This window comes from Actinoplanes sp. NPDC023936 (assembly GCF_040639325.1).
In the GTDB taxonomy this organism is placed as follows: domain Bacteria; phylum Actinomycetota; class Actinomycetes; order Mycobacteriales; family Micromonosporaceae; genus Actinoplanes.
Genome location: NZ_JBEZZR010000004.1, coordinates 148,077 through 173,941, shown reverse-complemented (window position 1 = coordinate 173,941; position 25,865 = coordinate 148,077). Strand labels below are relative to the sequence as shown.

28 protein-coding genes are annotated in these 25,865 nt (G+C 70.5%); 15 read left to right on the top strand and 13 right to left on the bottom strand.

Translation table 11 applies throughout. The annotated features are described in order from the left end of the window. Window positions 1–5: 5 nt before the first annotated feature. The gene (locus AB0F72_RS07080) at window positions 6–152 is read left to right on the top strand and encodes a hypothetical protein (protein WP_014446408.1); all 147 of its coding nucleotides are present in this window, start codon (window positions 6–8) and stop codon (window positions 150–152) included. Window positions 153–160: 8 nt separating this feature from the next. Here the strand turns inward: AB0F72_RS07080 and AB0F72_RS07075 are convergent, their stop codons facing one another. Continuing rightward, a complete protein-coding gene (locus AB0F72_RS07075; protein WP_360426503.1) occupies window positions 161–1,183 on the bottom strand; it encodes an adenosine deaminase in 1,023 nt (340 codons plus the stop codon). A 9-nt stretch (window positions 1,184–1,192) separates the two neighbouring features. Next, window positions 1,193–1,918 (bottom strand): methyltransferase domain-containing protein, encoded by a 726-nt coding sequence (locus AB0F72_RS07070; RefSeq protein ID WP_360426500.1) that lies wholly within the window; start codon window positions 1,916–1,918, stop codon window positions 1,193–1,195. 67 nt (window positions 1,919–1,985) lie between these two features. On the opposite strand from AB0F72_RS07070, the gene AB0F72_RS07065 reads away from it, so the two are divergent. Continuing rightward, window positions 1,986–2,963 carry an aldo/keto reductase gene (locus AB0F72_RS07065; RefSeq protein WP_360426498.1) on the top strand — a complete coding sequence of 326 codons (978 nt, stop codon included), beginning with the start codon at window positions 1,986–1,988 and terminating at the stop codon, window positions 2,961–2,963. An 11-nt stretch (window positions 2,964–2,974) separates the two neighbouring features. Next, a complete protein-coding gene (locus AB0F72_RS07060) occupies window positions 2,975–3,193 on the top strand; it encodes a hypothetical protein (RefSeq protein ID WP_360426495.1) in 219 nt (72 codons plus the stop codon). 198 nt (window positions 3,194–3,391) lie between these two features. Here the strand turns inward: AB0F72_RS07060 and AB0F72_RS07055 are convergent, their stop codons facing one another. From AB0F72_RS07055 to AB0F72_RS07025, 7 genes are all read right to left on the bottom strand, one after another. Continuing rightward, complete coding sequence (locus AB0F72_RS07055) at window positions 3,392–3,595, bottom strand: cold-shock protein (protein WP_011905669.1); 204 nt, start codon at window positions 3,593–3,595, stop codon at window positions 3,392–3,394. Between the two features lie 330 nt (window positions 3,596–3,925). Then, entirely contained in the window at window positions 3,926–4,198 is a 273-nt protein-coding gene (locus AB0F72_RS07050) for a DUF4235 domain-containing protein (protein ID WP_014446413.1), read from the bottom strand. Continuing rightward, window positions 4,198–4,572 (bottom strand): DUF3618 domain-containing protein, encoded by a 375-nt coding sequence (locus AB0F72_RS07045; protein ID WP_360426491.1) that lies wholly within the window; start codon window positions 4,570–4,572, stop codon window positions 4,198–4,200. The genes AB0F72_RS07050 and AB0F72_RS07045 overlap by 1 nt, the downstream gene beginning before the upstream one ends. Further along, the gene (locus AB0F72_RS07040) at window positions 4,569–5,039 is read right to left on the bottom strand and encodes a phage holin family protein (protein WP_360426488.1); all 471 of its coding nucleotides are present in this window, start codon (window positions 5,037–5,039) and stop codon (window positions 4,569–4,571) included. The genes AB0F72_RS07045 and AB0F72_RS07040 overlap by 4 nt, the downstream gene beginning before the upstream one ends. Window positions 5,040–5,119: 80 nt before the next feature. Beyond that, the gene (locus AB0F72_RS07035; protein ID WP_360426485.1) at window positions 5,120–6,301 is read right to left on the bottom strand and encodes a mechanosensitive ion channel domain-containing protein; all 1,182 of its coding nucleotides are present in this window, start codon (window positions 6,299–6,301) and stop codon (window positions 5,120–5,122) included. A 126-nt stretch (window positions 6,302–6,427) separates the two neighbouring features. Further along, complete coding sequence (locus AB0F72_RS07030) at window positions 6,428–7,252, bottom strand: DUF1206 domain-containing protein (protein ID WP_360426482.1); 825 nt, start codon at window positions 7,250–7,252, stop codon at window positions 6,428–6,430. A gap of 60 nt (window positions 7,253–7,312) precedes the next feature. After that, complete coding sequence (locus AB0F72_RS07025) at window positions 7,313–7,639, bottom strand: hypothetical protein (RefSeq protein WP_360426479.1); 327 nt, start codon at window positions 7,637–7,639, stop codon at window positions 7,313–7,315. 41 nt (window positions 7,640–7,680) lie between these two features. Here AB0F72_RS07025 and AB0F72_RS07020 point away from each other — a divergent pair, with 41 nt between their 5' ends. Next, window positions 7,681–7,968 (top strand): GNAT family N-acetyltransferase, encoded by a 288-nt coding sequence (locus AB0F72_RS07020; protein ID WP_360426477.1) that lies wholly within the window; start codon window positions 7,681–7,683, stop codon window positions 7,966–7,968. An 18-nt stretch (window positions 7,969–7,986) separates the two neighbouring features. Here the strand turns inward: AB0F72_RS07020 and AB0F72_RS07015 are convergent, their stop codons facing one another. After that, complete coding sequence (locus AB0F72_RS07015) at window positions 7,987–9,576, bottom strand: glycoside hydrolase family 3 N-terminal domain-containing protein (RefSeq protein WP_360426474.1); 1,590 nt, start codon at window positions 9,574–9,576, stop codon at window positions 7,987–7,989. A 138-nt stretch (window positions 9,577–9,714) separates the two neighbouring features. On the opposite strand from AB0F72_RS07015, the gene AB0F72_RS07010 reads away from it, so the two are divergent. Genes AB0F72_RS07010 through AB0F72_RS07000 form a run of 3 tightly spaced genes read left to right on the top strand, consistent with a single transcriptional unit; the run spans window position 9,715 to window position 12,450 of the window. After that, a complete protein-coding gene (locus tag AB0F72_RS07010) occupies window positions 9,715–9,843 on the top strand; it encodes a hypothetical protein (RefSeq protein ID WP_360426471.1) in 129 nt (42 codons plus the stop codon). A gap of 16 nt (window positions 9,844–9,859) precedes the next feature. Next, a complete protein-coding gene (locus tag AB0F72_RS07005) occupies window positions 9,860–10,810 on the top strand; it encodes a TIGR03557 family F420-dependent LLM class oxidoreductase (RefSeq protein ID WP_360426468.1) in 951 nt (316 codons plus the stop codon). Continuing rightward, window positions 10,807–12,450: a RecQ family ATP-dependent DNA helicase gene (locus AB0F72_RS07000; RefSeq protein ID WP_360426466.1), complete on the top strand. Its 1,644-nt coding sequence runs from the start codon at window positions 10,807–10,809 to the stop codon at window positions 12,448–12,450. The genes AB0F72_RS07005 and AB0F72_RS07000 overlap by 4 nt, the downstream gene beginning before the upstream one ends. A 193-nt stretch (window positions 12,451–12,643) precedes the next feature. On the opposite strand, the gene AB0F72_RS06995 is transcribed toward AB0F72_RS07000, so the two are convergent. Then, entirely contained in the window at window positions 12,644–13,702 is a 1,059-nt protein-coding gene (locus AB0F72_RS06995; protein ID WP_360426463.1) for a LacI family DNA-binding transcriptional regulator, read from the bottom strand. 154 nt (window positions 13,703–13,856) lie between these two features. Between AB0F72_RS06995 and AB0F72_RS06990 the strand changes: the two genes are divergently transcribed. Genes AB0F72_RS06990 through AB0F72_RS06960 form a run of 7 tightly spaced genes read left to right on the top strand, consistent with a single transcriptional unit; the run spans window position 13,857 to window position 21,479 of the window. Next, entirely contained in the window at window positions 13,857–15,035 is a 1,179-nt protein-coding gene (locus tag AB0F72_RS06990; RefSeq protein ID WP_360426460.1) for an amino acid ABC transporter substrate-binding protein, read from the top strand. 7 nt (window positions 15,036–15,042) lie between these two features. Beyond that, entirely contained in the window at window positions 15,043–15,930 is an 888-nt protein-coding gene (locus AB0F72_RS06985; protein ID WP_360426457.1) for a branched-chain amino acid ABC transporter permease, read from the top strand. After that, on the top strand, window positions 15,914–16,975 hold the full coding sequence (locus AB0F72_RS06980) for a branched-chain amino acid ABC transporter permease (RefSeq protein ID WP_360426454.1): 1,062 nt from the start codon (window positions 15,914–15,916) through the stop codon (window positions 16,973–16,975). The genes AB0F72_RS06985 and AB0F72_RS06980 overlap by 17 nt, the downstream gene beginning before the upstream one ends. Next, window positions 16,972–17,706: an ABC transporter ATP-binding protein gene (locus tag AB0F72_RS06975; RefSeq protein WP_360426451.1), complete on the top strand. Its 735-nt coding sequence runs from the start codon at window positions 16,972–16,974 to the stop codon at window positions 17,704–17,706. Before AB0F72_RS06980 ends, AB0F72_RS06975 begins: the two co-directional genes overlap by 4 nt. After that, window positions 17,696–18,445 carry an ABC transporter ATP-binding protein gene (locus AB0F72_RS06970; protein WP_360426448.1) on the top strand — a complete coding sequence of 250 codons (750 nt, stop codon included), beginning with the start codon at window positions 17,696–17,698 and terminating at the stop codon, window positions 18,443–18,445. Before AB0F72_RS06975 ends, AB0F72_RS06970 begins: the two co-directional genes overlap by 11 nt. Before the next feature lie 10 nt (window positions 18,446–18,455). Beyond that, window positions 18,456–19,406, top strand: coding sequence for a LamG-like jellyroll fold domain-containing protein (locus AB0F72_RS06965; RefSeq protein ID WP_360426445.1), 951 nt, complete (start codon window positions 18,456–18,458; stop codon window positions 19,404–19,406). 3 nt (window positions 19,407–19,409) lie between these two features. Beyond that, on the top strand, window positions 19,410–21,479 hold the full coding sequence (locus AB0F72_RS06960; RefSeq protein ID WP_360426442.1) for a PQQ-dependent sugar dehydrogenase: 2,070 nt from the start codon (window positions 19,410–19,412) through the stop codon (window positions 21,477–21,479). Window positions 21,480–21,502: 23 nt separating this feature from the next. On the opposite strand, the gene AB0F72_RS06955 is transcribed toward AB0F72_RS06960, so the two are convergent. Next, window positions 21,503–22,174 (bottom strand): MBL fold metallo-hydrolase, encoded by a 672-nt coding sequence (locus AB0F72_RS06955; RefSeq protein ID WP_360426439.1) that lies wholly within the window; start codon window positions 22,172–22,174, stop codon window positions 21,503–21,505. 4 nt (window positions 22,175–22,178) lie between these two features. Then, a complete protein-coding gene (locus AB0F72_RS06950) occupies window positions 22,179–24,740 on the bottom strand; it encodes an AAA family ATPase (RefSeq protein WP_360426437.1) in 2,562 nt (853 codons plus the stop codon). Window positions 24,741–24,816: 76 nt separating this feature from the next. On the opposite strand from AB0F72_RS06950, the gene AB0F72_RS06945 reads away from it, so the two are divergent. Continuing rightward, a complete protein-coding gene (locus AB0F72_RS06945) occupies window positions 24,817–25,857 on the top strand; it encodes a class I SAM-dependent methyltransferase (RefSeq protein ID WP_360426434.1) in 1,041 nt (346 codons plus the stop codon). Window positions 25,858–25,865: the final 8 nt, after the last annotated feature.

Sequence of the window (25,865 nt, the reverse complement as noted above, 5' to 3'; positions counted from 1 at the left end):
TTGTCATGCCCGATGTGTTGAGCAGGAAGGAGACCGAGCCGGACGAGGGTCCGGCCCGGTTCAATCGGCGGCGCCTGGTGCGCTGGCTGACCATCCTGACGATCGGCACGATCACCATGGTCGCCTGCTGGCAGGACCCGCTCTACCCGTAGGTCCCGCTCTACCCGTTGCTCTCGCGGTACCCGTCGATCTCGGCGATCAGCGCGGCCTTGCCGGCGTCGTCCAGGAAGCTGTGCCGGACCGCGGCGCGGGCCAGCTCGGTCACGCCGTCGCGGTCCAGGCCGAGCAGGCGGGCGGCGACCGCGTACTCGTGTTCCAGCGTGGTGCCGAACATCGGCGGGTCGTCGGAGTTGACGCTGATCGGCACGCCGGCGGCGACCAGCCTGGCGATCGGGTGCTCGTCCAGCGAGGCGACCGCCCGGGTCCGCAGGTTCGAGGTCGGGCAGACCTCCAGCGGGATGCCGTGCTCCGCCAGGTACGCCATCAGGCGCTCGTCCTGTGCGGCGGCGATGCCGTGTCCGATCCGCTCGGCGCCGAGCTCCCGGATGGCGTCCCAGATCGTCTCCGGCCCGGTGGTCTCGCCGGCGTGCGGGACACTGTGCAGGCCGGCCGCCCGCGCCTTGTCGAAGTACGGCTTGAACTGCGGCCGTGGCACCCCGATCTCCGGCCCACCCAGACCGAAACTGATCAGACCGTCGGGGCGTTCCTCCAGGGCGATCCGCAGCGTCTCCTCGGCCGACGCCAGACCAGCCTCGCCGGGGATGTCGAAGCACCAGCGCAGGTCCACGCCGAAGTCCCGGGCCGCGCCGGTGCGGGCGTCCTCGATCGCCTCGCAGAACGCCGCCGCGGGGATGCCCCGGCGCACGCTGGAGTAGGGCGTGATGGTCAGCTCCGCGTACCGCACCTGCTGGCGGGCGAGCTCCCGGCCGATCTCGTAGGTGAGCAGGCGGACGTCCTCGGCGTCGCGGATCAGGTCCACGACGCTCAGGTAGACCTCGATGAAGTGCGCGAAGTCGCGGAACTCGAAGTACTCGGCGAGCCGGTCCGGATCGGCCGGCACGGGCGAACTGCCCTCGTGCCGCGCCGCCAGCTCGGCGACGATCCGGGGCGAGGCCGAGCCGACGTGATGCACGTGCAGCTCGGCCTTGGGCAGTCCGGCAATGAATCCGGTCAGGTCGGTCAACGGATCTCCTCAGTCTTTGTGCGCCACCACGAAGATACGGCGGAAGGGGAACGTCACGACGCCGTCCCGGACGGGATGCACCGTGGCGATCCGATCCGCGAACTCCGCCCGGAACGATCTCCACTCCTGATCGTCCAGGGCCGCGCGGACCGGGCGCAGCGCGGTGCCCTCCATCCAGCGCACGACCGGATGCTCGCCGTCGAACGGCAGCAGGTGCAGGTAGGTGGTCTCCCACGCGTCGACAGTGGCGCCGGCCGCGATCAGCCGCCGCGCGTAGGTCTCCGGGTCGTCGACCGGGTCCGCCCGGTTCAGCTCAGGGGCCAGGTCGCGGACCACCCGGTGGCCGGGGCTGTCGAAGTTGCCGGGAACCTGCATCGCGAGCCAGGCGCCGGCCGGCAGCGCGGCGAACCACCGGGGCAGCAGCTCACGGTGTTCCGGCACCCACTGCAGCGCCGCGTTGGTCACCACTACGTCGGTGTCCGGGCCGGGCTGCCACGCGGCGATGTCGCCCAGTTCGAAGCCCTCCCCCGCCGCCGCGATCATCTCGGGTGACGAGTCGATGCCGGTGACGCGGGCTCCCGGCCACCGCCCGGCGAGGGTGCGGGTGAGGTCACCGGTCCCGCACCCGAGGTCGACGACAGCGCGCGGCGCCTCCGCGCCGACGCGCCGGACCAGGTCGACGAACGGCCGGGACCGTTCCGAGCCGAAACGCTGGTAGACGGCGGGATCCCACATGCAACTCCCTTTCAAAACCGTACGTACGTCTTGCTAGAAGTTATCAGCCGGGCGGTAGGGTCGTGACGTGGAAAACCGAGATTTTCGCAGGATGGGACGGTCCGCCTCGGTGGTCGGGCTGGGCGCCTGGCAGCTCGGCGCCGACTGGGGCCAGGTCAGCGAGGCCGACGCGCACGCGACACTGCAGGCCGCCGTCGACGCGGGTGTCACGTTCATCGACACCGCCGATGTGTACGGTGACGGCCGCAGCGAGCAGATCGTCGGCTCGTTCGTGAAGGACAAGCCCGGTCTCACCGTCGCCACCAAGATGGGCCGCCGCCTCCCGCAGGAGCCTGCCAACTACACCCTGGACAACTTCCGGGCCTGGACCGACCGGTCCCGCGCCAACCTCGGCGTGGACACCCTCGACCTGGTCCAGCTGCACTGCCCGCCGACCCCGGTCTTCAGCAGTGACGAGGTGTTCGACGCGCTCGACACGCTGGTGCAGGAAAAGCGGATCGCGGCGTACGGGGTGAGCGTCGAGAAGGTCGAGGAGGCGCTCACCGCGATCGCCCGCCCGGGCCTGTCCAGCGTGCAGATCATCCTCAACGCGTTCCGGCTCAAGCCGCTGGAGCGGGTGCTGCCGGCCGCCGCCGAGGCCGGTGTCGGCGTCATCGCCCGCGTCCCGCTGGCCAGCGGCCTGCTCTCCGGGCGGTACGACGAGAACACCACGTTCGCGGCCGACGACCACCGCAACTACAACCGGCACGGCGAGTCGTTCGACGTCGGCGAGACCTTCTCCGGCGTCGACTTCCAGGTCGGCCTGGAAGCGGTCCGCCGGCTGCGCCCGCTGGTGCCGGCCGGCGCGACGATGGCGCAATTCGCGATCCGCTGGATCATCGATCAGCCCGGGGTGACAGTGGTGATCCCCGGTGCGCGTAACCCGGAACAGGCACGGGCCAACGCGGCCGCCGCCGATCTCGCTCCGCTTACGCCGGAAACCCGAGAAATGATCACGGCAGTCTACGATGAGTTGATTCGCCCCCAGGTGCACGACAAATGGTGAACAATGAAACCGTGAGGCCGCCATTGCGGGGCTGGCTCACGATGTCGTTCGGTCTGCTGGCGATCGTGCTGGGTGCGGTGTGGGCGCTTCAAGGCTTGAACTACCTCACCAACCACCTGATGAGCGATCAACCGGTGTGGGTGGCGGTCGGCGGTGGCGTCGCCGTGCTCGGACTGGTCCTGATCGTCGTCGGAATGCGCCGCCGGGAGGCCGGCCGCCAGCAAGCCTGAAAACCAGGCCTGTCGCCAGCAGGCCTGAAAAACGAAACCTGCCGCCGGCAGGCCTGAAGAACGAAACCTGCCGCCGGCAGGCCTGAAGGTCAGGCCGGCGGGCGGCGGGAGGCGACAAAGAGGCCCCGCACCCTCGAAAGGATGCGGGGCCACTCGCTCAGGCCGGCCTCCGCCAGGCGACCGGCTTTAGAAAAGGTCCTAGAGCGGGCGAACCTGCTCCGCCTGCGGGCCCTTCTGGCCCTGGGCGATCTCGAACTCAACCCGCTGGTTCTCCTCCAGAGTGCGGTAACCGCTCGTCTGGATGGCCGAGAAGTGGACGAACACGTCAGCACCCCCGCCGTCGACGGTGATGAAGCCGAAGCCCTTGTCTGCGTTGAACCACTTCACGGTTCCTTGCGCCATGCTGAACTCTCCTTCTGAAAATGCCGGCCCGCCCAACCGCAGTAGCGCGGGGCCGATGACCGTTTTCGAGCAGCGGCGCCGCGAGGCGGCCCTTTCAGAGGACGTCCCCTCCACGAGACCTCGCGACCTCGCCCGAAGTGGGCGGTGCCCGCGGCCAAGCGGAAGCAGCGAACCACGTACACAAAAACTGGCCACACTGTACCCGAAAAAGAGGCCGTAAAGCTGCCCCTCGAAGGAATCCAATAATGGGTTGCCGATATGGAAAAGGTCCCCCACTTCGCGGTGGCGAAGCGGGGGACCGGCAAGACTGCTGTCGATACCGAAGTTGATCTAGTCGGGCCAGTGTCCGGTCAGTTTGCGGGTGCTGATCGCGCCGCCGCGATGAACCGCCGCCTTCACCACCGCGAAGATCGCGCCCTGTATCGCGGCCGCCGCGAGGATCTCGCCCCAGCCGCGGTCCTCGTCGCCCGCGTCGGGGGCGTCGTCGTCGCCGGACACCACTTTCCAGGCCTGCTTGAACAGCACGCCGGCCAGCGTGCCGGCGGCGAAGCCCAGCGCGATGTTGACCGGTTTCAACGCGACCTTCTCCAGTTTGCCCGCCATCAGCGCCTCCCTCGCACGATCAGAATGATTCCCACCAGCGCCGCCAGCCCGGCGGCGACCAACAGGGCCGGCGCCGGATCGGCGCGGACCCGCTCGGCTGCCGGGGCGAGCGCCGTCTCCCGCGCGTGCCCGGTGGCCGAGGCCGCCCGCCCACCCGCTGTCACCGCGGCCTCCCGGACCCGGCCGGTCAGCTCGTGCGCCTGGGCGAGCACCCGCTGCCGGGTCTGCTCCACCTGATCGCGGGCGCGCGCCTTGACGTCCGCCTTGGCGGCGAGCGCCTGCACCGTCTCACCGAGTTCGGCACGGGTCTGCTTGATCTCTTCCCGCAGCACCGCCAGATCCGGCTTCGCCGCGGAACCGTTTCTCTCACTCATGCCCGGCTACGCTCCTTGACCGCGTGCTTCACCTCGTCGACATCGGCTTTGATCCCCTGGATCGCCGCCGAGGGCTCGGGCGGGACCGCCCGGCTCACCTGTTTCTTTCCCAGCAGGGCCAGCACACCGGCGACCAGGAACAGCACGACTGTCACGATCAGGGCGGCCAGCCAGAGGTCGAGGAACAGATCGAGCACGATGACCAGTGTCGCGATGAGCGCGCCGATGCCGTAACCGGCGAGGACCCCGGCGCCGCCGAACAGCCCCGCGCCGATCCCGGCGTGTTTGCCCTTCTCCGCCAGCTCCGCCTTGGCCAGCGTCAGCTCGTCCCGGACCAGCTTGCTGAGCTGCTCACTGGCGCGCTGCACCAGCTCACCCGTGGACTGCTCGGAGAGCGGCCGGGCGGCCACCGGCGCGGTCTGAGCGGGAATCGGCGTAACCGCAGGGCCGTTCAAGACATCGGCCATCGTGTCCCCCTTTCCGTGTGATCGGGGTATGCCCTGATCACGCGCCCCTCAATCCTCGCGGGAACACGCAACACATCCGGTCAGCTACGCGACACCGCGACCGGATCCGGGCCACCGAACGCGATGCCCCGGGTGTCCCCGTCGTCGCCGCCGCTGAACACCCGCGCCTGCTCCGAGGTGGCGTCCAGACCCGTGCTGTAGACACGCGCGGTGCCCCGGCGGGTCTGCGGCGTCGCCTCCACCTGGCGCAGCTCGGCCCGCATCCGGGGCAGCGCGTCGCGCTGGTGCTCCCAGATCCAGCCGACCAGCCGCTCCCGGACCAGGCAGCGCAGGTCCCACAGCGCGCCCGCGTCTTCCGCGCTGACCAGGGCGCGCAGCCGGACCATGCCGCCGATCGCCTCGGTCACCTGCAGGACGCAGACCCGCCCGTCCCACAGATCCGAGCCCTCGCAGACCTTCTGCAGCTCGCTGCGGAGCGGTTCGATCGGCGTCGACCAGTCCACGTCGACCTCGGCCGTGCCGAGCACCGCGGATCCGGTACGCGTCCAGTTCTGGAACGGCTTCGTGGTGAAGTACGAGGTCGGCAGGATGAGCCGCCGGTCGTCCCAGATCTGCACCACGACCACGGTCAGGGTGATCTCCTCGATCCGGCCCCACTCCTGCTCGACCACGACCACGTCGTCCACCCGGATCGCGTCGCTGAACGCCAGCTGGATACCGGCGAAGACGTTGCCGAGCGTGCTCTGCGCGGCCAGCGCCGCGACGACGCTGAGCAGGCCGGCCGAGGCCAGCAGGCTGGCGCCGAGCGCCCGGATGCCGGGGAAGGTCATCAGCATGACGCCGACGGTGAGCACCACGATCGCCGCGACGGTGACCCGGCGCAGCATCACCACCTGCGTCTTGAGCCGGCGGCGCTTCCGGTTGTCCGGGACGTCGGTGCGCCACTTCGCGAGCGCGACGTCCTCACAGACCAGCAGGATCGCGGCGACGAGCCAGGCCGATGAGGCGATGCAGAGCAGCACCAGGCTGTGCAGCACGCCGGCCCGGAACGAGAAGTCGCCGGCGAAGACCCGGATCGCCTGCTGGACCGCGACCAGGACCGTGGTCACCAGGAACGGACGCCGGACCTTGCGCGCGAGATCCGCGGCAAGCGGGGAGCGCCGGCCCACCCGGCGGACGACTTTGTGCAGGATTTCGTCGATCACGATCGTCACGGTCGCCGCGATCACCACGGCGAGAACGGCGGTCAGAAGGCTGGACACCGACCTTTCCCTCCCACGTAGGGTTCTGTGCCAGCGCCCTAGTTTGCCCCGTCGGGCTGTCCACACACTGGCGACGGCAGATGTCAGACATTGCTCACATCTGCCGTCGTACCCAATGCACGGGGTTTAGATCTTGCGGTACTTCGCCTGGGCGATGCAGTAGACGCCGAACGCGGCGATGCCGGCGGCGATCAGCGCCAGCACCCAGACACCCCAGGAGTAGGACGCCAGGGTCTTCAGGGCGGCGTCCAGGCCACGGGCCTTCTCCGGGTCGTAGTTCACGGCGGCCAGCACGACCAGGAAGCCGGCGATCCCGTACGCGATGCCCTTGGCGGTGTAACCGGCGACGCCCAGCTTGATGATCGACTCACGGGTCGAGGCCGGCATCTGGCCGGTGTTGAGGTGCTTCACGAACTTGCGCTTGAGGCCGTAGTAGGCCATCCCGGCGCCGATGCCGAGCACCACGAGGCCGATCAGGCCGACCGTCCAGCGTCCGCTGGTCGAGCTCATCAGGCCGGTCGTCTTGCTCTCGTAGTTGTCGCCCATCGAGGCGTTCGCGCCCTGGATCACCTTGACGGCCATCCAGGCCAGGTACGCGTAGAGAGCCGCGCGCGCCCCGGAGAGCACCCGCTCGGCCATGGCCGTGCGGTTGCGCTCGCCGCTCTCGCCGATGACCGCCTCGAAGGCCTGCCAGATCGCCATCGCCACGAGGCCGATCACGATCACGACGAGCAGCGTCTTGCCGTAGGAGTGGGTGGCCAGCTCCTGCAGGGCTCCGGACTGGTCGCTGTCCTGCCCGGAGCCGCCGAAGGCCACCTGCAACGCGATCCAGGCGAAGAGCAGGTGAATGATGCCGTACCCGATGAAGCCTCCCCGGGCGAGGTACTCCAGAGGCTTGCTATCCGCGGCACGCGATGCGTGGTACTTGACGTTCGAGGTCGTGGAGGACATGGCTCCAATGTGACCGAGCGCGACTTTCGTCAAACCCCGTGTGCGAATGGCGCGAGCGTGTTACTTCGAGATCTGCACCTGGACCTGCTCCGGGGTGACGCTGTCCAGCGACACCTGGAGGCCGCCGACGTCGACCGCCTGCTGGCCCTTGGTGAGCGAGACCTGCTCGCCGGCGACGTCGAGGGTGACCGTGTTCTCGTCGGCGCTGATGAACTTGGCCTCCACCCCGAGGACGCTCACGCTGGCATTGGTCTCACGGTCGATGGTGACGGTGCACTCGTCGAGGCTGCAGTCGACGTTGTCGTTGCTGCACCCGGTCAGCAGGGTGAGACCCAGGGCGGCGGACGCGACGGCGGCGGCGAGACGGCGAGGAGAGGAGATCAACACCCTTATAAGGTACGGGGTCGGAGCAAATCTAAGCTGATCCAGTGAGCGACTTCGAGGTCCGGGACAACCCGGCGGCACGCCGATTCGAACTGCTGGTCGACGGCGAGGTGGGCGCCCTGGCCGTCTACCACACCCGCGGCGACGCGATGATCATCCTGCACACCGAGACAGCGCCCGAGATGCAGGGCCGGGGCCTGGCGAGCGAGCTGGCCCGCCAGACCCTGGACCAGATCCGCGCCCGCGGCGGCACGGTCGTCCCGTCCTGTCCCTTCTTCGCCAAGTACATCGGCGAGCACCCGGAATACGCCGACCTGGTGCATCACGGCTGACGGCGCTGGGTCCGGGCGTTACGCCGGCACCGGCTCGGCGGCGGGCGCCGGGGCGTCCAGCCCGGCGATGATCTCGGCGGCCGCCTGGCCCAGGGCACGGGTGGCGCCGTAGGTGGCGATGTGGACTCCCCCGGCCACCTCGACCGGGATGCCCATCTCGACCACAATCGCGTCCGGCCGGACGGCGAGCACCGCGGTCAGCGTCTCGGCGATCCACCGGTGCCGGTGCACGTCCCGGACCACCAGCACGAGCGGGCGGTCATCGGCGCCGGCCAGCACCGGCCCGGCCCGGTCGGCGGACCCGTCCAGGTCGTCGGCGGTCAGCCGGCACGAGGTGGTCCCCGGCAGCAGGCCGGCCAGCGGCGCGCCCAGGCCCCACGGCGTCTCGCTGCCGATCGCGATGTTGCGCTCGGGGGCGAACTCGACAACGTGCGGGGCGCCGGCCACGGGCAGCTCGGGGCCGTCCTCGGCGACGGTCACCCTGATCGCCCGGCGGGCGGCGGCGAAGCCGACGGCCGAGCCGCGGGTGGCCGGCGGCGCCGCGAGAACGGCGACCCCGGGTTCGGCGGCGGCGTCGGCGATGGCCCGCGCGCCGGTCTCGGTCTGCTTCCCGGTGGTCCAGGCGCCGAGGGCGCGGACCCGGGCGACCGCGTCCCGCAGCCGCTCCTCGGGAAGCTCGCCGGAGCGCACGGCGGCCGCGATGGCGTCGCGCAGCTCGATCGCGGTCTGCTCGTCGGCGTGCTCGCCACCGACACAGATCGCGTCCACCCCGGCGGCGAGCGCACGGACCGCCGCGCCGGCCAGGCCGTACCGGCGGCTGACGCCCTGCATCTCGATGGCGTCGGTGACGATCAGGCCGCCGAAGCCGAGCTCCTCCCGGAGCAGGCCGACCAGGATCCGCCGGCTCAGCGTGGCCGGGAGCTCCCTGTCGTACGCCGGGACCAGCAGGTGGCCGGTCATCACCGACTTCACGCCCGCCGCGATCGCCGCCCGGAACGGGACCAGCTCGATCGCGTCCAGCTCGGCCAGGCTCTGGCCGATCAGCGGCAGATCGTGGTGCGAGTCGACACCGGTGTCACCGTGGCCCGGGAAGTGTTTGGCGCAGCCGGCCACTCCGGACTCCTGGAGCCCGCGGACGAACGCCGCGGTGTGCCGGGCCGTCAGGTCCGCCTCCGCCCCGAACGCCCGGACCCCGATCACCGGGTTCGCCGGGTTGTTGTTGACGTCCGCGTCCGGGGCGTAGTTCAGCGTGATCCCGGCGTCCGCGAGGTCGCGCCCCAGGTCCCGGGCGACCGTCTCGGTCAGCTCCGGGTCGTCGATCGCGCCGAGCGCCAGGTTGCCGGGCCGCGAGCTGCCGAGCCGGGACTCGATCCGGGTGACGTCACCGGCCTCCTCGTCGATCGCCACGATCACGTCCGGGTACTCGGCCCGCAGCTGGGCGGTGAGCGCCGCGACCTGGGCCGGTGACTCGACGTTGCGGGCGAAGAGAGCGACACCGCCCAGTCCGGCGCCGAGCCAGCGGCGGACCCAGTCCGGTGCGGACGTTCCGACGAAACCCGGCTGCAGGACAGCAGCGGCGAGTTCCGGCAATTCGCCGTGAATGGACATGCGCCCCCGTACCTCCGTTGCATTCACGAACGCCTATGTGAGCGCTCTCCCTGTCCGGGGACCCATGCTCACACCCGATCCGCGATTAGTCAACAAACCTTTCTATTAGCTGTGGCACCCTCCCGGTAAACTCCCGGTGTGCCTGCCACCCCCCTCGCGGCGACCGGCGTCGACTGGTCCGAGATCCACGCGGTGCGGCTCCTCGGCATCGCGCTGGGCGTCCTCTTCCTGCTCTGGGCCATCCGCCGCATGTTCGGGGGCAAATAGGGGTAACGGGGCGCCCATGCGCATCGGATACTTCCTGTCGAGCGAGGAGTACTCGCCCGCCGAACTCGTCGAGCAGGCGAAAGGCGCCGAACGCGCCGGATTCTCGGGCCTGTGGATCTCCGACCACTACCACCCGTGGGTGGACGCCCAGGGACAGAGCGCCTTCGTCTGGTCCATGATCGGCGCGCTCAGCCAGGCCACGAATCTGGAGATCACCACGGCGGTGACCTGCCCGACCGTCCGCATCCACCCGGCCGTGATCGCCCAGGCCGCCGCGACCAGCGCGGTGCTGACCGGCGGACGTTTCCGGCTCGGCGTCGGCACCGGCGAGGCCCTCAACGAGCACATCTTCGGCGACGCCTGGCCCGAGGCCGACGTCCGGCTGGAGATGCTCGAAGAGGCCGTCGAGATCATGCGGAAGCTCTGGAAGGGCGGCGTCGTCTCGTACCGGGGCAAGCACTACACGGTCGAGAACGCCCGGGTCTACACCCTGCCCGAGAAGCCGGTCGAGATCCTGGTGTCCGGGTTCGGGCCGAAGGCGATCGAGGTCGCGGCACGCATCGGCGACGGCTACGTCAGCACGATGCCGGACGGCGACATGGTCCAGCAGTTCCGCTCGCAAGGCGGCGGTGACCGGACGTGCCAGGCGGGCTTCAAGGCCGCGTTCGCCGACTCGGCGGAGGAGGGCGCCCGGATCGCCTTCGAGAAGTGGCCCAACGCCGGCGTGCCCGGCGAGCTCTCCCAGGTGCTGCCCTCGCCCAAGCACTTCGAGCAGGCGTCGCAGCTGGTCACCCAGGACATGATCGCCGAAGCCTTCGTCTGCGGCAACGACCCGGAGAAGCACCTCGAGATGATCCAGAAGTACGCCGACGCGGGCTTCGACGAGGTCTACGTCGCGAACACCGGGCCGCACTACCAGGGTCTGTTCGACCTGTACGCACGCGAGATCCTGCCGAAGTTCGCATGAAACTGAACATCCCCGTCTACGGGCCGCGGCTGCGCAAGGTCGCCCGGAAGCACTTCGGGTGGCCGGCGCTGCGGCCGGGTCAGTTCAAGCCGATGCGCGCGGTGCTGCGCCGCAAGGACGCCCTCGTGGTGCTGCCCACCGGCGCCGGCAAGTCGGCGATCTACCAGATCCCGGCCGTGCTGCTGCCCGGCCCGACCGTGGTGATCTCGCCTCTGCTCGCCCTGCAGCAGGACCAGATCGCCGCGCTCAACGAACGGGACGACCCGAGGATCCGCGCGGTCCGGGTCAGCTCGGCCGAGACGCCGGCCCAGCAGCGGGAGGCGTTCGAGCTGATCCGCACCGGCCAGGCGGAGTTCCTGTTCATCACGCCGGAGCAGCTCTCCGACCCGGACAAGCTCGCCGAGGTGCGCGGGCTCAAGCCCGGCCTGGTCGCGGTCGACGAGGCACACTGCATCTCGGCCTGGGGACACGACTTCCGCCCGGACTACCTCGCTCTCGGCGACATGATCAAGCAGATCGGCCGGCCGCCGATCCTGGCGCTGACCGCGACCGCGTCGCCGCCGGTCCGCGAGGACGTCATCGAGCGGCTGCACCTGCGGAACCCCGAGATCCACGTGTCCGGGCTGGACCGGCGCAACCTCTTCCTGGAGGTCGCGTACTGCCCGGACGAGGACTACCGGTGGCGGCGGCTCACCACGATGCTCGACGCGGAACAGCGGCCGGGCATCATCTACGTGCCCACCCGCCGGGCCGCCGAGGAACTGGCCGAGCGGCTGACCACGGCCGGGTACGGCGCCGAGTTCTACCACGGCGGCATGGCGGCCGGGCTCCGCGAGCAGCGGCACCAGGACTTCACCGACGACAAGGTCGACATCATGGTGGCGACCTCGGCGTTCGGCATGGGCATCGACAAGCCGAACATCCGCTGGGTCGCGCACATGGCCCTGCCGGACTCCCCGGACAGCTACTTCCAGGAGATCGGCCGGGCCGGCCGGGACGGCGAACCCGGCCGGGCGGTGCTGCTGTGGCGTTCCGAGGACGAGGCCATCCAGCGCTTCTTCGCCGGTGGCTCGCCGGACCCGGAGGAGCTGCGCGAGCTCGCCGGCGCCCTGCACAAGGGACCGCAGACGAAGACCGCGCTGCAGAAGACGACAGGCCTCGGCCCGCGCAAGCTCGGGCAGTACCTCGGCCTGCTGGAGCAGGTGGGCGCGGTGCGCACCGGCGCGGGCAACAAGCTCTCGGTCCCGGCTCGCGCGCCGATGCCGGCCGAGGCCGCCGAGGCCGCGATCCGGGAGCACGAGCGGCAGCAGGCCGTCGTCCGCTCGCGAACTGACATGATGCGCGCCTTCGCGCAATCCCGGCAGTGCCGCACCGAGACGCTGCTCGCCTACTTCGGCGAGGAGCAGAAGCGCCCGTGCGGCCACTGCGACAACTGCGCCGACGGCAGCGCCGCCGAGGTCGACGCGGCGGAGGAGGAGGGCCCGTTCCCGGTGCACAGCCAGGTCCGGCACGGCGAGTGGGGCACCGGCATGGTGATGAACTACGAGGAGGAGAGGATGACGGTCCTCTTCGACACGGTCGGCTACAAGACGCTCTCGGTCCCGGTCGTGGTCGAGCAGAAACTCCTGACGCCCGCCTGACCGGATCGCCCCGGATCTTGTGTCGTTCCGCCGTCCCGGCCGACCCGAAACTCACAAGACTCGGTTGGACCGCGGTTGAGCGCTGTGTGCTCACCGAAGAACGAGGCGACCACCGAAGCTAGATTGAATCTAACTTCGGCGCGATCTACCTGAACTCCCGGGCGAGCGGGCGCCGGCGATGTGGTGACGCGGGCTATCCGCTGCGCTGACCGTTGCTCGACGGGCCCGGGGCCGGGCCGGTCGAGTCCCGGATGATCAGCTGCTGGCCGGTCGCTCGCCTGCGCGGGCGGCTGGTCGGCGGCTTCAGGGCCAGCTCCAGGGCCATCCGGCCCATGTCGGGCATCGGCAGGCGGATCGTGGTGAGGCTGGGCGCCAGGTCGCCGGCGACCGAGACGTCGTCGAAGCCGACCACGGACATCCGGCCGGGCACCGGGATTCCGCGTTCGCGGAGCACGGCGAGCACGCCCATCGCCATCGCGTCGTTGAGCGCGATGATCGCCGTGGTGTCCGGGTACTTCTCGAGGATCTTCTCGGTGGCGATCCGGCCGCCCTCCCGGACGAAGTCGGTGTGCACGATCGGCATGTCCTCGAGGGACAGGCCGGCGGCGTGCAGCGCGGCGGCCACCCCGGCCATCCGGTCGATCACCGTGTTGAGCTCCGGGGTGCCGGCCACCAGCGCGATCCGGCGGTGGCCGAGTCCGAGCAGGTGCTCGCCGAGCGCGCGGCCGCCGGCCTCGTTGTCGGGCAGCACCGCGTCGGCGCCGAGCGCGTGCCGGCCGATCACCGCGACCCGGCCGCCGGCGTGCTGGTACCCGGCCAGGACCGTGCGGGCCTCGGCCTCCATCCGCGGGTCGCCGTACCCGGAGCCGGCCACGATGATGATCCCGACCCGCTGGGCGATCAGGTTCCGGATCTGTCGCAGCTCCTGCTCGGGATCGCGGCCGGAGTGGCAGATCTGCACGAGCAGGCCCTGCTCACCGGCGAGCTGGATGACACCGCCGGCGATCTCGGAGAAGTACGGGTCGTCGACCTGGTGCACGATCAGCCCGACGGTCGAGCTGGATCCGCCGGCCAGGGTCCGGGCGTACGGGTTCGCGACGTACCCGAGCTCGGCGGACACCTGGCGAACACGGTTGGCGACCTGTTCGCTCACCCCCTCGCGTCCGGCGAGCGCCCGCGAGGCCGTGGCCAGTGACACTCCCGCGCGCTGAGCGACGTCGATGAGGCGCAGCCCGGGGCCCGGTTTCGGCATCGTTAACTCCCAAGCTATTGCCCGTGATTGATGTCACAGCATAGAGTACGCAAGCGCTTACGGAAGCGCTTTCGTAATCGGCCCGAAGGAGCGTCCGAGGATGCCGACCACGTCTTTCCGCGCACGAATCTCCAGAAACGCCCTGGCTGCCACATTGATTCTCACACTCGGCGCCTGCTCCTCAGGCGACGGGGACGCCGCCGGCGGGAACGCCGACGACCCGATCGTGATCGGCGTATCGCTGCCGCTTACCGGTGACTTCTCCGAGCCCGGCAAGGGCGTCCAGCAGGGCTACGAAGCCTGGCAAAAGATCATCAACGAGAAGGGCGGCCTGCTCGGCCGCCAGGTCGAACTGAAGATCCTCGACGATCAGTCCAATGCGGACCGGGTCGTCGCCGACTACGAGCAACTGATCGGCAAGGACGAGGTCGACCTGCTCTTCGGCCCGTTCTCGACCCGCCTCGTGGTGCCCTCGGCCCGTGTCGCCGAGGAATACGACATGCTCTTCGTCGAGCCGGCCGGCGCCGCCAAGGAGGTGTTCGAGCAGGGCTTCAAGAACCTCTTCTACGCGGCCCCCGCGGTGGCGAACGACCACTACAACCACCTCGCCGAGAAGATCCTGGCGATGCCGGCGGACCAGCGGCCCAAGACAGCGGCCTACGCGGCGATGGACGACCCGTTCGCGCAGGGCACGGCGTACGGGCTCAAGGACAAGCTGGAGGCCGGCGGGATCAAGACGGTGGTGAACGAGGTCTACCCGCCGAACACCACCGACTTCTCCGGCATCGCCGCCAAGATCGCCGACTCGAAGGCGGACGTGCTGGTCGGCGGCTCGCAGTACCAGGACGGCGTGAACCTGATCGTGGCCCTCCAGCAGCTGCGCTACCAGCCGAAACTGGCCGCGTTCTCGACCGCGCCGACCAACCCGGAGTTCGCCTCGGCGATCGGCAACAAGACCGCGGGCGTCCTCTCCCCCACCGGCTACAGCCAGGACGCGCAGTACCCGAGCAACAAGGAGTTCGTCGAGAAGTACACGGCCCAGTTCGGCAAGGCGCCGGAGGAGGACCAGGCGAACGGCTACACCACCGGCCAGGTGGTCGCGGCCGCTGTCACCGCGGTGGGCTGCGCCGAGCAGGGCGAGTGCCAGAAGAAGCTGGTGGACTGGGTGCGCGCCAACACGGTGGAGACCGTGGTCGGGCCGCTGAGCTGGGACGAGACCGGCAAGCCGAAGGGCGCGCACATGATCCAGCAGTGGGTCGGCGGCGACATCAAGATCGTGTTGCCGGAGGACGTCAAGGAGGCTGAGTTCCTCTACCCGAAACCGGCCTGGTGATGCGCTGATGCCATCCGGTGCGCTGCTGTTCCAGAGCATCCTCCTGGGCCTGCTGCTGGGCGGTCTCTACGCCCTGCTCGCCTCCGGGCTGACCCTCTACTTCGGCATCATGCGGGTGGTGATGATCGCCCATTCGGCGTTCCTCATCCTCGCCGCCTACCTGGCGTGGTACCTGCACGATTCGGCCGGCATCGACCCGCTGCTCTCGATGATCGTCACGGTTCCGCTCTTCTTCGGCGCCGGTGTCGGACTGCAGCGTCTCCTGCTCACCCGGTTGCGGCCGGCCACCCTGACCATGATGTCGGTGCTGCTCACGTTCGCTGTCGCGCTGCTCATCGAGGGGCTGCTCGGCTACGCGTTCACCGGCACACAGCGGCGCATCAACCTCGGGTACGGCTCGGCCAGCATCGAGCTGTTCGGAGCCCGGATCGCGGTGGTCAAACTCATCGCGTTCGGGCTCGCCGCGGTCGCGCTCACCACGCTCTACCTGCTGATGAAACGCACCCGCTTCGGCTGGGCCCTGCGCGCGACAATCCAGCACCGGGACGCGGCCCGGCTGCTCGGCATCGACACCGAGAAGGTGGCCGGCTACGGCTTCGGCATCGGGCTGGCCACCGCGGCGATCGGCGGCACCGCGCTGTCGCTGGACACCACGATCTATCCGTCGCTGCACTGGCACTGGATCGGCCCGCTCATGGCGATCATCGTGGTGGGCGGGCTGGGCAGCGTGCCGGGCGCGGCAATCGCGGCGATGGTGCTCGGGATGGCGCAGAGCCTGCTCCAGATCCCGATGGGCACCACCTGGGCACAGACGGTCTTCTACGTCGCGCTCTTCGCCACCCTGGCGTTCCGGCCACAAGGGTTCTTCGGAGGCCGCCTTGCTCAACGCTTCTAGGTACCTCAAGATCGGCGCGGTCGTCCTGCTCGCGGTGGCGATCCTCGCCTTCCCGAGCCTCGCGCCCAACCCGTACATCCTGTCGGCCGGCGTGCTGGTGCTCAACTACGCGGTGCTCTCCACCTCGTGGAACTTCGTGGGCGGCTTCACCGGGTACATCTCGCTCGGGCACGGCGCGCTCGCCGGTCTGGGCGCTTACGGCACCGGTCTGCTGGTGGCCAAGGGCGGGCTTCCGCCCTTCCTCGCCCTCTTCGCCGGGGCCGCTCTGGTCGCCGCACTCGCGGTTCCGATCGGCTTCGCCGCCTTGCGGGTACGGGGTGCCTCGTTCGTGATCGTGTCGATCGCGCTGGTCCTGATCCTCCTGCTGGTCTTCCAGAGCTCGGCCTCGGTCACCGGTGGCTCGCGCGGACTGGTCGTCCCCCGGCCGTTCGACCTGACCCGGCCCGAGCACCACCGGGTCTTCTACTACCTGTTCGCGGGCCTGCTCGCCGTGGCGCTGCTGGCCTGGTGGCTGATCGACAGGTCCCGGTTCGGTCTGGGTCTCAAGTCGATCCGCGAGGACGAGGACAAGGCGGAGGCGCTGGGGACGGCCACCTTCTCGTACAAATTGATCGTCTTCGTCGTCTCGGCGGGTTTCACCGCCCTCGCCGGCGGGCTGTACGCGCTCTGGTTCGGCGACCTCGACCCGGTCTTCCAGTTCTCCATCCTCACCGGGTCCTACCTGGTGCTGATGGCGCTGCTGGGCGGGGTGCGGCAGCTGTTCGGCCCGGTCGCCGGCGCGATCATCGTGGGCACCGCGCTGGAGTACTTCAAGGTCGAGTACGGCGACACCCCGCTGCACCTTGTCGCGACCGGCCTGCTGCTCGGTCTGGTCGTGCTCTTCATGCCGGACGGCATCCTGCCGGCCATCGGTGACCTGCTGAAACGCTTCGACCGGACGCAGAAGTCGTCGATCCGCGAGGTCACCGCGGCCGAGCTGCGCGAGCAGCGGCGCGGGGAGCAGGACGATCCGAACCGGACCGCGATGACGGAGGCGGGACGATGACCGAGACCCTCGGCACCACCGACCTGCGGAAGGCGTTCGGCGGGGTGACAGCGCTCGACGGCGCGACGGTGGCGTTCCAGCACGGCAGGGTGAACGCGCTGATCGGGCCGAACGGCTCCGGCAAGACGACGTTCTTCAACTGCGTGACCGGCATGATCAAACCGGACAGCGGCACTGTCACCTATGCCGGCCGGGACATCACCGGGAAGGCCCCGCACCGGATCGCCCGGGGTGGCATGGGGCGCACCTTCCAGCTCTGCCGGACGTTCCCGCGGATGACGGCTCTGGAGAACGTGCTCTCCGCCGTACCCCCGGGTGGTGTGCTCGGCGGGCTGCGCGGCGCGCGGCGCCGCAGTGAGATCGACCGGGCGATGGGCTGGCTGAGCCGTCTCGGCATCGAGCACCTGGCCGGCAGTGAGGCCCGGGACATGTCCTGGGGCCAGCAGAAACTCCTCGAGCTCGCGGGCGTGCTGATGGCCGAGCCGGAAACGGTGCTGCTCGACGAGCCGGCCGGCGGCGTCAACCCGGCGCTGCTGGACCGGATCGGGGTGCTGATCCGCGAGCTGAACGCGGAGGGCCGCACCTTCGTGATCGTCGAGCACAACATGGACCTGGTCATGAGCATCAGCGACCACATCGTGGTCTTCGACCGGGGCCGCCCGATCGCCGACGGGCCGCCGTCGGTGATCAAGACGGACGAGCGCGTGTTGGGGGCATACCTTGGCGTCTGAGCTTTCTCTCTCCGAGATCGTCGCCGGCTACGGCCGCGCGGCGCCGGTACTGCGCGGCTTCAGCGTCGAGGTGCCGGCTGGGAAGATCGTCTGCCTGGTCGGCCCGAACGGCGCCGGCAAGTCCACGGTGCTGAAGGTCGCCGGCGGGCTCCTCAAACCGCGCGACGGCAAGGTTCTGGTCGGCGGCGAGGACGTCACCGGCCGGGGGCCGCAGGCCATGCTCGCGGCCGGGGTGTCGCTCGTGCTGCAGGGACACAGCGTCTTCCGCGAGATGACCGTCGAGGAGAACGTGCTGCTCGGCGCGTACTCGATGCGGGACAAGGCGCGCATCGCCGACCGCGTGGCGTTCGTGAAAGAGGTCTTCCCGGTGGTCGCCGACCGCTGGGGATCGCTCGCCGGTCTGCTCTCCGGCGGGCAGCAGAAACAGGTGGAGTTCGCCCGGTCGCTGATGGTGGACCCGAAGGTCGTCCTGCTGGACGAGCCGTCGATGGGTCTCGACCCGAAAACGACCGGCACGGTGTTCGAACAGGTCGTGCGGATGCGTGACGCGGGCACGGCGGTGCTGCTCGTCGAGCAGAACGCCCGCCGCGCGCTGGAGACCGCCGACCTCGGGTGCGTGCTCGACCTCGGGCGCGTGCACATCTCCGGGCCTGCCTCGGAACTTCTGGCCGATCCACAGCTCGGGGAGCTCTATCTCGGCGGCCGTCCCGCCGAGCCACCGGTACAGCCGAAGCTCTGAAAGGTCGTCCATGAGACGAACTGGAAGAATCGCCATCGCCGTCACCGCCGTTCTGGCGGCCGGCATCGCTGGAACACCGGTCAACGCGGGGGATTCAGGCCCGCGTGACGTACACCCGTCTCTCCGCTCCGATCTGATCGCCTTCTACGACTTCGATCACCCGATGCCCGACGATCCGGCCCTCGAACGGGACCAGGGCCGGTCCTCCACGGAGATCGAGCTGATCAACGGGGGTGCCGCGCAGCGAGTCGCCGACACCGCGTACCCGGGCAGCCGCCGGGCTCTGCAGACCAAGCAGGTCAATCCGGACGCCACCGGCAACGACGACTGGAAGGCCGGCGTCTACTCGCCGACCGGGGTGCGCACGCTGCGCGCCTTCAACGCCGTGGGCGGGACCACGGTGATGGGCTGGTTCAAGCGCTCGATGGACGGCCCGGCCCCGAACACCGTCACCCCGGCGCCGGACGACCGGTTCAACGCCATCGGCCTGGCCGGCGTGCTGACCGGCGACTCCGACGGCCACGCGGTCCGCGCGCTGCTCGAGCTCATCGACGTGCAGGGCACCCTGCGACTGGTCGCCCTGGGGCGGCGGCTGGACGGCGGCGCCTCGCAGACCTTCGCGGCGACCGCCGATTGGAAGACCCTGCTGCCCAAGGACGAGTGGGTGCACCTGGCCGCCACGTTCGACTTCAACGCCGGCACCATGGCGCTGTACCGCAACGGCGTGCCGGTCGAGGGTTTCTACACCGTGACGGGCGACCCGTGGCTGGTCAGCGGCCCGGGACCGCACGTCACCACGGCCACCGACCCGCGTGGCATCAAGATCGGCGGGAGCTTCCCGCAGAACACCGTCGAGCGCAACCCGTGTGACTGCCGGATGGACGCGCTCATGTTCCTGGACCGCTCACTGGGGGCCCGGGATGTCGCGAACCAATACCGTTACATGAATAATCGGGGATAATTCATGCGCCGCTTCATTCTTCCCATCCTGTTACTACTGTCCACATTGGTGGCTTTTCCCGGCCGGGCGATGGCCGCCGAGGCCATCGACGACCCGATCCCGACCGAACCGGTGATGTCCCGGCTGGGCCTGGAGCTCACCGAGTACGCCCAGTTCCCGCAGTCCTTCACCAATCCGCCGCTGACCGACCAGCGGCTCAACCGGCTCGCCCGGATCAACACGATCATGGAACTGCCGGACGGCTCCGGCCGCCGCGCGGTGCCCGATCTGAACGGCAACCTCTACCTCGTCAAGAACGGCGTGCCGCACGTCTACCTGGACGTGGCCGCCACCTTCGCGCCGCAGTTCTTCTCCGGCCGGGGCCTCGGCCAGGGCTTCGGGTACGTCACATTCCACCCGGAGTTCAAGCGCAACGGCCTGTTCTACACGATCCACACCGAGCAGGCCACGCTGACCACGGCGGTGCCCGACTACGAGCAGTCCGGCACCACCCTGTTCCACGGCGTGATCAACGAGTGGACCGCCACCGACCCGGCCGCCGACACCTTCGCCGGCACCCACCGGGAAGTGCTGCGGATCGGCTTCGCCGGCCAGATCCACGGCATCCAGGAAATCAACTTCAACCCGACCGCGCGGAAGGGCACCGCCGAGTACGGCAAGCTCTACCTCGCCGTGGGTGACGGCGGCATCGGCGTGCGCACCACCGACCCGCAGAACCTGGCGATCCCGCACGGCAAGCTGCTCCGCATCGACCCGCGCGGCACCAACTCCGCCAACGGCGAGTACGGCATCCCGGCCGACAACCCGTTCGTCGGGCAGGCCGGCGCGCTCGGCGAGATCTGGTCCTACGGATACCGCGACCCGCACCGGTTCAGCTGGGACCCGGCCACCGGCCGGATGTACCTCGGGCACATCGGTGAGAAGACCATCGAGGCGATCTACGAGGTGCGGCGCGGCGACAACATGGGCTGGAGCGAGCGCGAGGGCGCTTTCGTCTTCGACCGCAACGCCACGAACGTCTGCGACCGGCTCTACCCGCTGCCCGCCGACGACGCCCAGTACGGCTACGTCTACCCGGTCGCGGCGTACGACCACAACCCGCAGCCGGGCTGGAACTGCACCTCCGACATCGGTGTCGCGGTGGCCGGCGGCTTCGTCTACCGGGGCAACGCCATCCCGGCGCTGCGCGGCAAGTACGTCTTCGGCGACCTGGTCGCGGGCACCGTCTTCTACACCGAGGTCAGCGAGATGAAGCGCGGTGGCCCGCCGGCCACCATCCACCGGCTGCACCTGTTCACCGCGGCCGGCGAATCGGTCCGGATGCAGCAACTCTCCGGCCCCGGCGCGCCGGGCGACCCGAACCGGGTGGACCTGCGTTTCGGCACCGACGCCAAGGGTGAGCTCTACATCCTGGCCAAGGCGAACGGCAAGGTGTGGAAGGTGACCGGCACGAGGACGTTCGCGGCCGGGCCGGTCGGGCACCACCGGGTGCACGGGACGGCCGTCGCCGCGAACTGGGCCCCGGTGACCCCGTCGAAGTGGCAGTTCACCGGTCGTGAGCTGATCCTCGCCGAGGCCGGCGCCGACCCGGGCGCGCCGCGGCGGCCGTTCGAGTACGCGGTGCTGACCAAGGGGCCGGCGTTCTCGAGCGTGGAGGTGAGCGCCGAGGTGCGGCTGGACACCCCGGTCGACGTGTCGAACCGGGACGTGATCATCGTGTTCGGCTACCAGTCACCGACGCAGTTCTACTACGCGCACCTCTCCAGCGATAACACGATCTATCCGCACAACGGCATCTTCAAGGTCAACAACGCGGACCGGGAGCGGATCGACTACCAGTGGAACGGCCGGTCACGCGGGGCCAACCCGGCGATCACCGACACCGCCTGGCACGACGTCAAGGTCAAGCACCTGCCGGCCAGCGGGCAGATCGCCGTCTACGTGGACGGCGGCAAGGATCCGATCATGACGGCCGTGGACAAGACGTTCGCCTCCGGCCGGGTCGGATTCGGATCGTTCGACAACATCGGGCGGGCCCGGGACTTCACGGTCACCGGAACCCCCGCACCGTGATCAGCAGCCGTGGCCGGGTGGGTCTACCCGGCCACGGCCTCACGGAACCGGTCGACGGCACGGCCGGTCACCGCCCGGCCGTGCCCGAACACCGCGTGCTCGAACTCCCTCTCGGCGAGACGCGCCAGGCTGGCCGCCGCCTCCACCGGGTCCGCGGTGACCAGGTCGGGCGGCGGCGAGACAGTCCCCTTGCGGCTGCCGGCGGCGTCGCCGGCGAAGAGCACGCCGCCGTCGCGATCCAGCAGGTACGACAGATGGCCCCGGGTGTGCCCCGGAGTGTGCAGCGCCGTGAAACCGGGGAGCGGCTCGGCGCCGTCACCGACCAGCTGATCGACCTTCGTCGGCTCGACCGTGCCGATCAGCTTGCTGACCAGCTTCCCCAGCCGGCCCGCCGGCGGCGGCGCCGGGAACGCGCCGGTGATGTGCGGCGCGTCGGCCGCGTGCACGACCACCCGTGCTCCGGTGCGTCGCCGCACCTCGGCCAGGCTGCCGACGTGGTCCGGATGGTGGTGGGTGACGAGCACGGTCCGCACCTCGCCGAGGCTGCGCCGGATGCCCTTCAGAGCCCGCTCGATGGCCGGCGCCCGGCGCGGCAGGCCGGTGTCCACCAGGACCAGCCCGTCGTCGGTGACGACCACATGCACGTTGACGTATCCCAGTGGGAGCTCGAAGACCCCGTCGACCACTTCCCGCACCCGATCATTGTGACAGCAGGCCGATCTCGCGGGCCCGGACCACGGCGTGGTGGCGGTTGCGGGCGCCGAGCTTCATCAGCACGGCCGCCACGTGAGCGTCCACGGTGCGCGTCGACAGCACCAGCCGGGCGGCGATCTCCGGGTTGCTCAGACCGTCCGCCAGCAGGCGCAGCACCTCGACCTGCCGGCCGGTCAGCCCGGCCGCGTTCTCCCGCGTCGCCACGGCCGGGCCGCGCGGGATGCGGGCCAGACCGAGCTCGCGCATCCGGGACCGGACCCGGCGGGCGAGCGGTTCCGCGCCGATGCCGTCGAGCAGCCGCACCGCCGCCAGCAGGTCCGCCGGGTCCTCGCTGTGACTGCGCGCGAGCGCCTCGTCGTAGGGGCAGCCCGCCACGTGCCAGATCCGGGCCGCCTCTTTCGCGCGGCCGGCCGGCAGGAGAGCGTACGGAAGGGAAAGCGGAACCTGCGCACCCAGCCGGACCAGCCAATAGCCGAAGGCCGACAGCCGGCGGCCGCCCTCCGCGGCGAAGCGTTCGAGATAGACCGGGGTCAGCGTCTCGGCCGTCCGGGAATCGCCGCGCAGCCAGGCCGCCTCCGCCATCGCCGCGCCCGCCGGGCCGATCCGCTGCGCCTCGCCGATCCCCCGGGCGATCCCCCACGCCTCCTCGATCATTTTCTCGCCGCCGGGCAGGCCGCGCCGGATCCGCAGCATGCCGCGCACCACCAGGGCCGGCGAACGCATCATCGCCGGGGCGCCCTCCTCCCAGCGGGCGTGCCGTTCGGCGTCGTCCCACTCGCACCGCGCCAGGTGCACCACCGACCGGGTGATGTGCAGGTAGCGCAGGAAGCCCAGCACCTCGGTCCGCTCGGCGAACGCCATCCCGGCGTCGAGCAGCGCGCCCGCCTCCGGCATCCGCCTCTCGTCGATCAGATGCCAGGCGATGTTGGTGTAGGCGCGGCAGGCGTGATCGTCCTCGCCGGCCGCGAGCGCCACCTCCAGGCTCTCCTCCAGCAGCTCCCGGCCGCGCGGATCATCGCCGTCCCAGTACGCGTAGCCGACGTTGTTCAGCGCGTGCGACAGCACCGCCGCGTCACCGGCCGCGCGGGCCAGCTCGATCGCCCGCTCCCCCGCGACGATCGCCGCGGCCGTCTCCCCGCCCAGCGCGTACAACTGGGACTGGTTGCTCAGCCCGAACGCCAGCGCCGCCGGGTCGCCGGCCTCCTCCAGCACCGTGACCGCCTCCACGGCCGTCTTCTCCGCCGGTGGGCGCTGCCCGGCGTACCAGTACAGCCGGGACAGCCGGCGCAGGGCCAGCCCGAGCGCGGCGGCGTCGCCAAGGGTGCGGCGCAACCCGACGGCCTCCTGCTGCGCGGTCACCGCCGGGCCGTCCAGGCCGAGCATGTACGACTCCTCGGCGTACGCCTCCAGCAGCCCGGCCCGCTCGTCCGGCCCGAACGCGGACCGGTGCTCCAGGACCATCCGGTAGTGCGCGGCCGCCTCCCGGTGCGAGCCCGCGCGAGCCGCCTCCCGTGCCGCCGCCGGCGCGAAACGGACGATCAGGCCGGCGTCCCCGGCTTCGGCGGCATGGTGCACGATCCGGGACAGATCGGCGCCGCCGTGATCCAGCAGCGCGGCCAGCACCTGCCGGTTCGCCGCGATCCGGCGGGACGCGGTGAGCCCGGCCGCCACCGCCCGCCGCATCAGCTCGTGCCGGAACGCCACCCGGGCCGGCGTCACGGTCAGCACGCCGCGCTGCTCGGCCGGGGCGAGCACCGCGAGACCGCCCGGCACCACCGCCTCGACCAGCCAGTGATCCACCGTGGACGGGATCACCGAGAGCACCCCGAGCGCGTCCCGGCACGGCGGGTCCAGGCTCTGCAGCCGGGCGTGCACCGCCTCGGTCACGGTGGCCGGCACCGCGTCGGCGTCACCGGCGCCGAGCACCTCGGTGACGAAGAACGGATTGCCGTTGGTGACGGTGAAGACCTTCTCCGGGTCGATCTTCTTCGCGCCGATCAGACGGCGAACCGCGTCCGGGGAGAGCCGGGCCAGCGGCAGCCGGCGGATCGGCGTGCCGGCGGTGAGCCCGAGCAGGCCGTGCAGCGGATGGCCGGCGCCGATCTCGTCGTCCCGGTACGTCCCGACCAGCACCACCGGCAGCGTGGCCAGGCGCCGGACCAGGAACCGCAGCACGTCCAGGGTCGCCTCGTCGGCCCAGTGCAGGTCCTCCACGACCAGCACCGTCGGGTGGCCCGGCCAGTCCAGCTCGGCCCGGAACGCCTCGAACACCCGGGACCGGTCACCGGAGCCGAGCGCCTCGGTCAGCGCGGTGCCCACCTTGCCGACCAGGTCACGCAGCGGGCCGAGGACCCGCGGCGTGGCCAGGTCGTCGCAGTACCCGACGAGCAGCCGCCCCTCGGCCGGCAGCACCGAGCGGACCGCGGCGACCACGGTTGACTTGCCGATCCCCGCCTCGCCGGTGACGAACACGACCGAGCCGTGGCCGTCCCGGGCCCGCCGGGCGGCGGCGCCCAGCTCGGCGAGTTCGTGCCCGCGCTCCAGCACTTCTAGGTAGGTCCTTCCTCCGACCTAGGTATTCGACACCGATCCCGGTGGCCGGCGGCACCCGTAGAACGGATACATGACAGTTGACGAGCAAAAACTCATGGCATTCGTGCACCGGTTCGTGGGAGATCTCGGTGCCACGATGGCCGCCGGCGGCATCGTCCTCGGCGACCGGCTCGGCCTCTACAAGGCCCTCGCCACGGCTCCCGCGCTACCTCAGGAACTGGCCGAGCGCACCGGCACCGCGCCCCGGTACGTCGAGGAGTGGCTGCGCGGGCAGGCCGCCGGCGGATACGTCGAGTACGACCCCGCGTCCGGGCAGTACTCGCTCACCCCGGAACAGGCGTTCGCGCTGACCGACCCGGACGGGCCGATCTTCGCGCCCGGCGCGTTCCAGCTGGCCCTCGGCGCGCTGCGGGCCGCGCCGCAGATCGAGTCCGCGTTCCGGACCGGCTCCGGCATGGGCTGGCACGAGCACCACGAGGACGTGTTCGACGGGTGCGAGCGGTTCTTCCGGCCGGCGTACAGCGCCAACCTGGTCACCGCGTGGATCCCGGCGCTCGGCGGGATCGAGGAGAAACTGCGCCGCGGCGCCCGGGTCGCGGACGTCGGCTGCGGGCACGGCGCGTCGACGGCGCTGATGGCACAGGCCTACCCGTCGTCGGCGTTCGTCGGCTCCGACCTGCACGGCGGATCCATCGAGCACGCGCGCAAGCGGGCGCTGGCCGGGGTCCGGTTCGAGGTGGCCGGCGCGCAGAACTTCGGCGGCGGGCCGTACGACCTGGTGACCACGTTCGACGCGCTGCACGACATGGGCGACCCGCTGGGCGCCGCCCGGCACGTGCTGAGCCAGCTGGACGGCGACGGGGCCTGGCTGATCGTCGAACCGGCGGCCGGCTCGACGGTCGCCGAGAACCTGAACCCGGTCGGGCGCGCGTACTACAACTTCTCCACGTTCCTCTGCGTGCCCAGCGCACTCTCCCAGGAGGGCGGGTACTCGCTCGGCGCCCAGGCCGGCGAGGAGCCGATCCGCCGCCTGGTCACGGACGCCGGGTTCACAGGCTTCCGCCGGGTCGGCGAGACACCGTTCAACATCGCGTACGAGGCACGCCCCTGATTCACCCC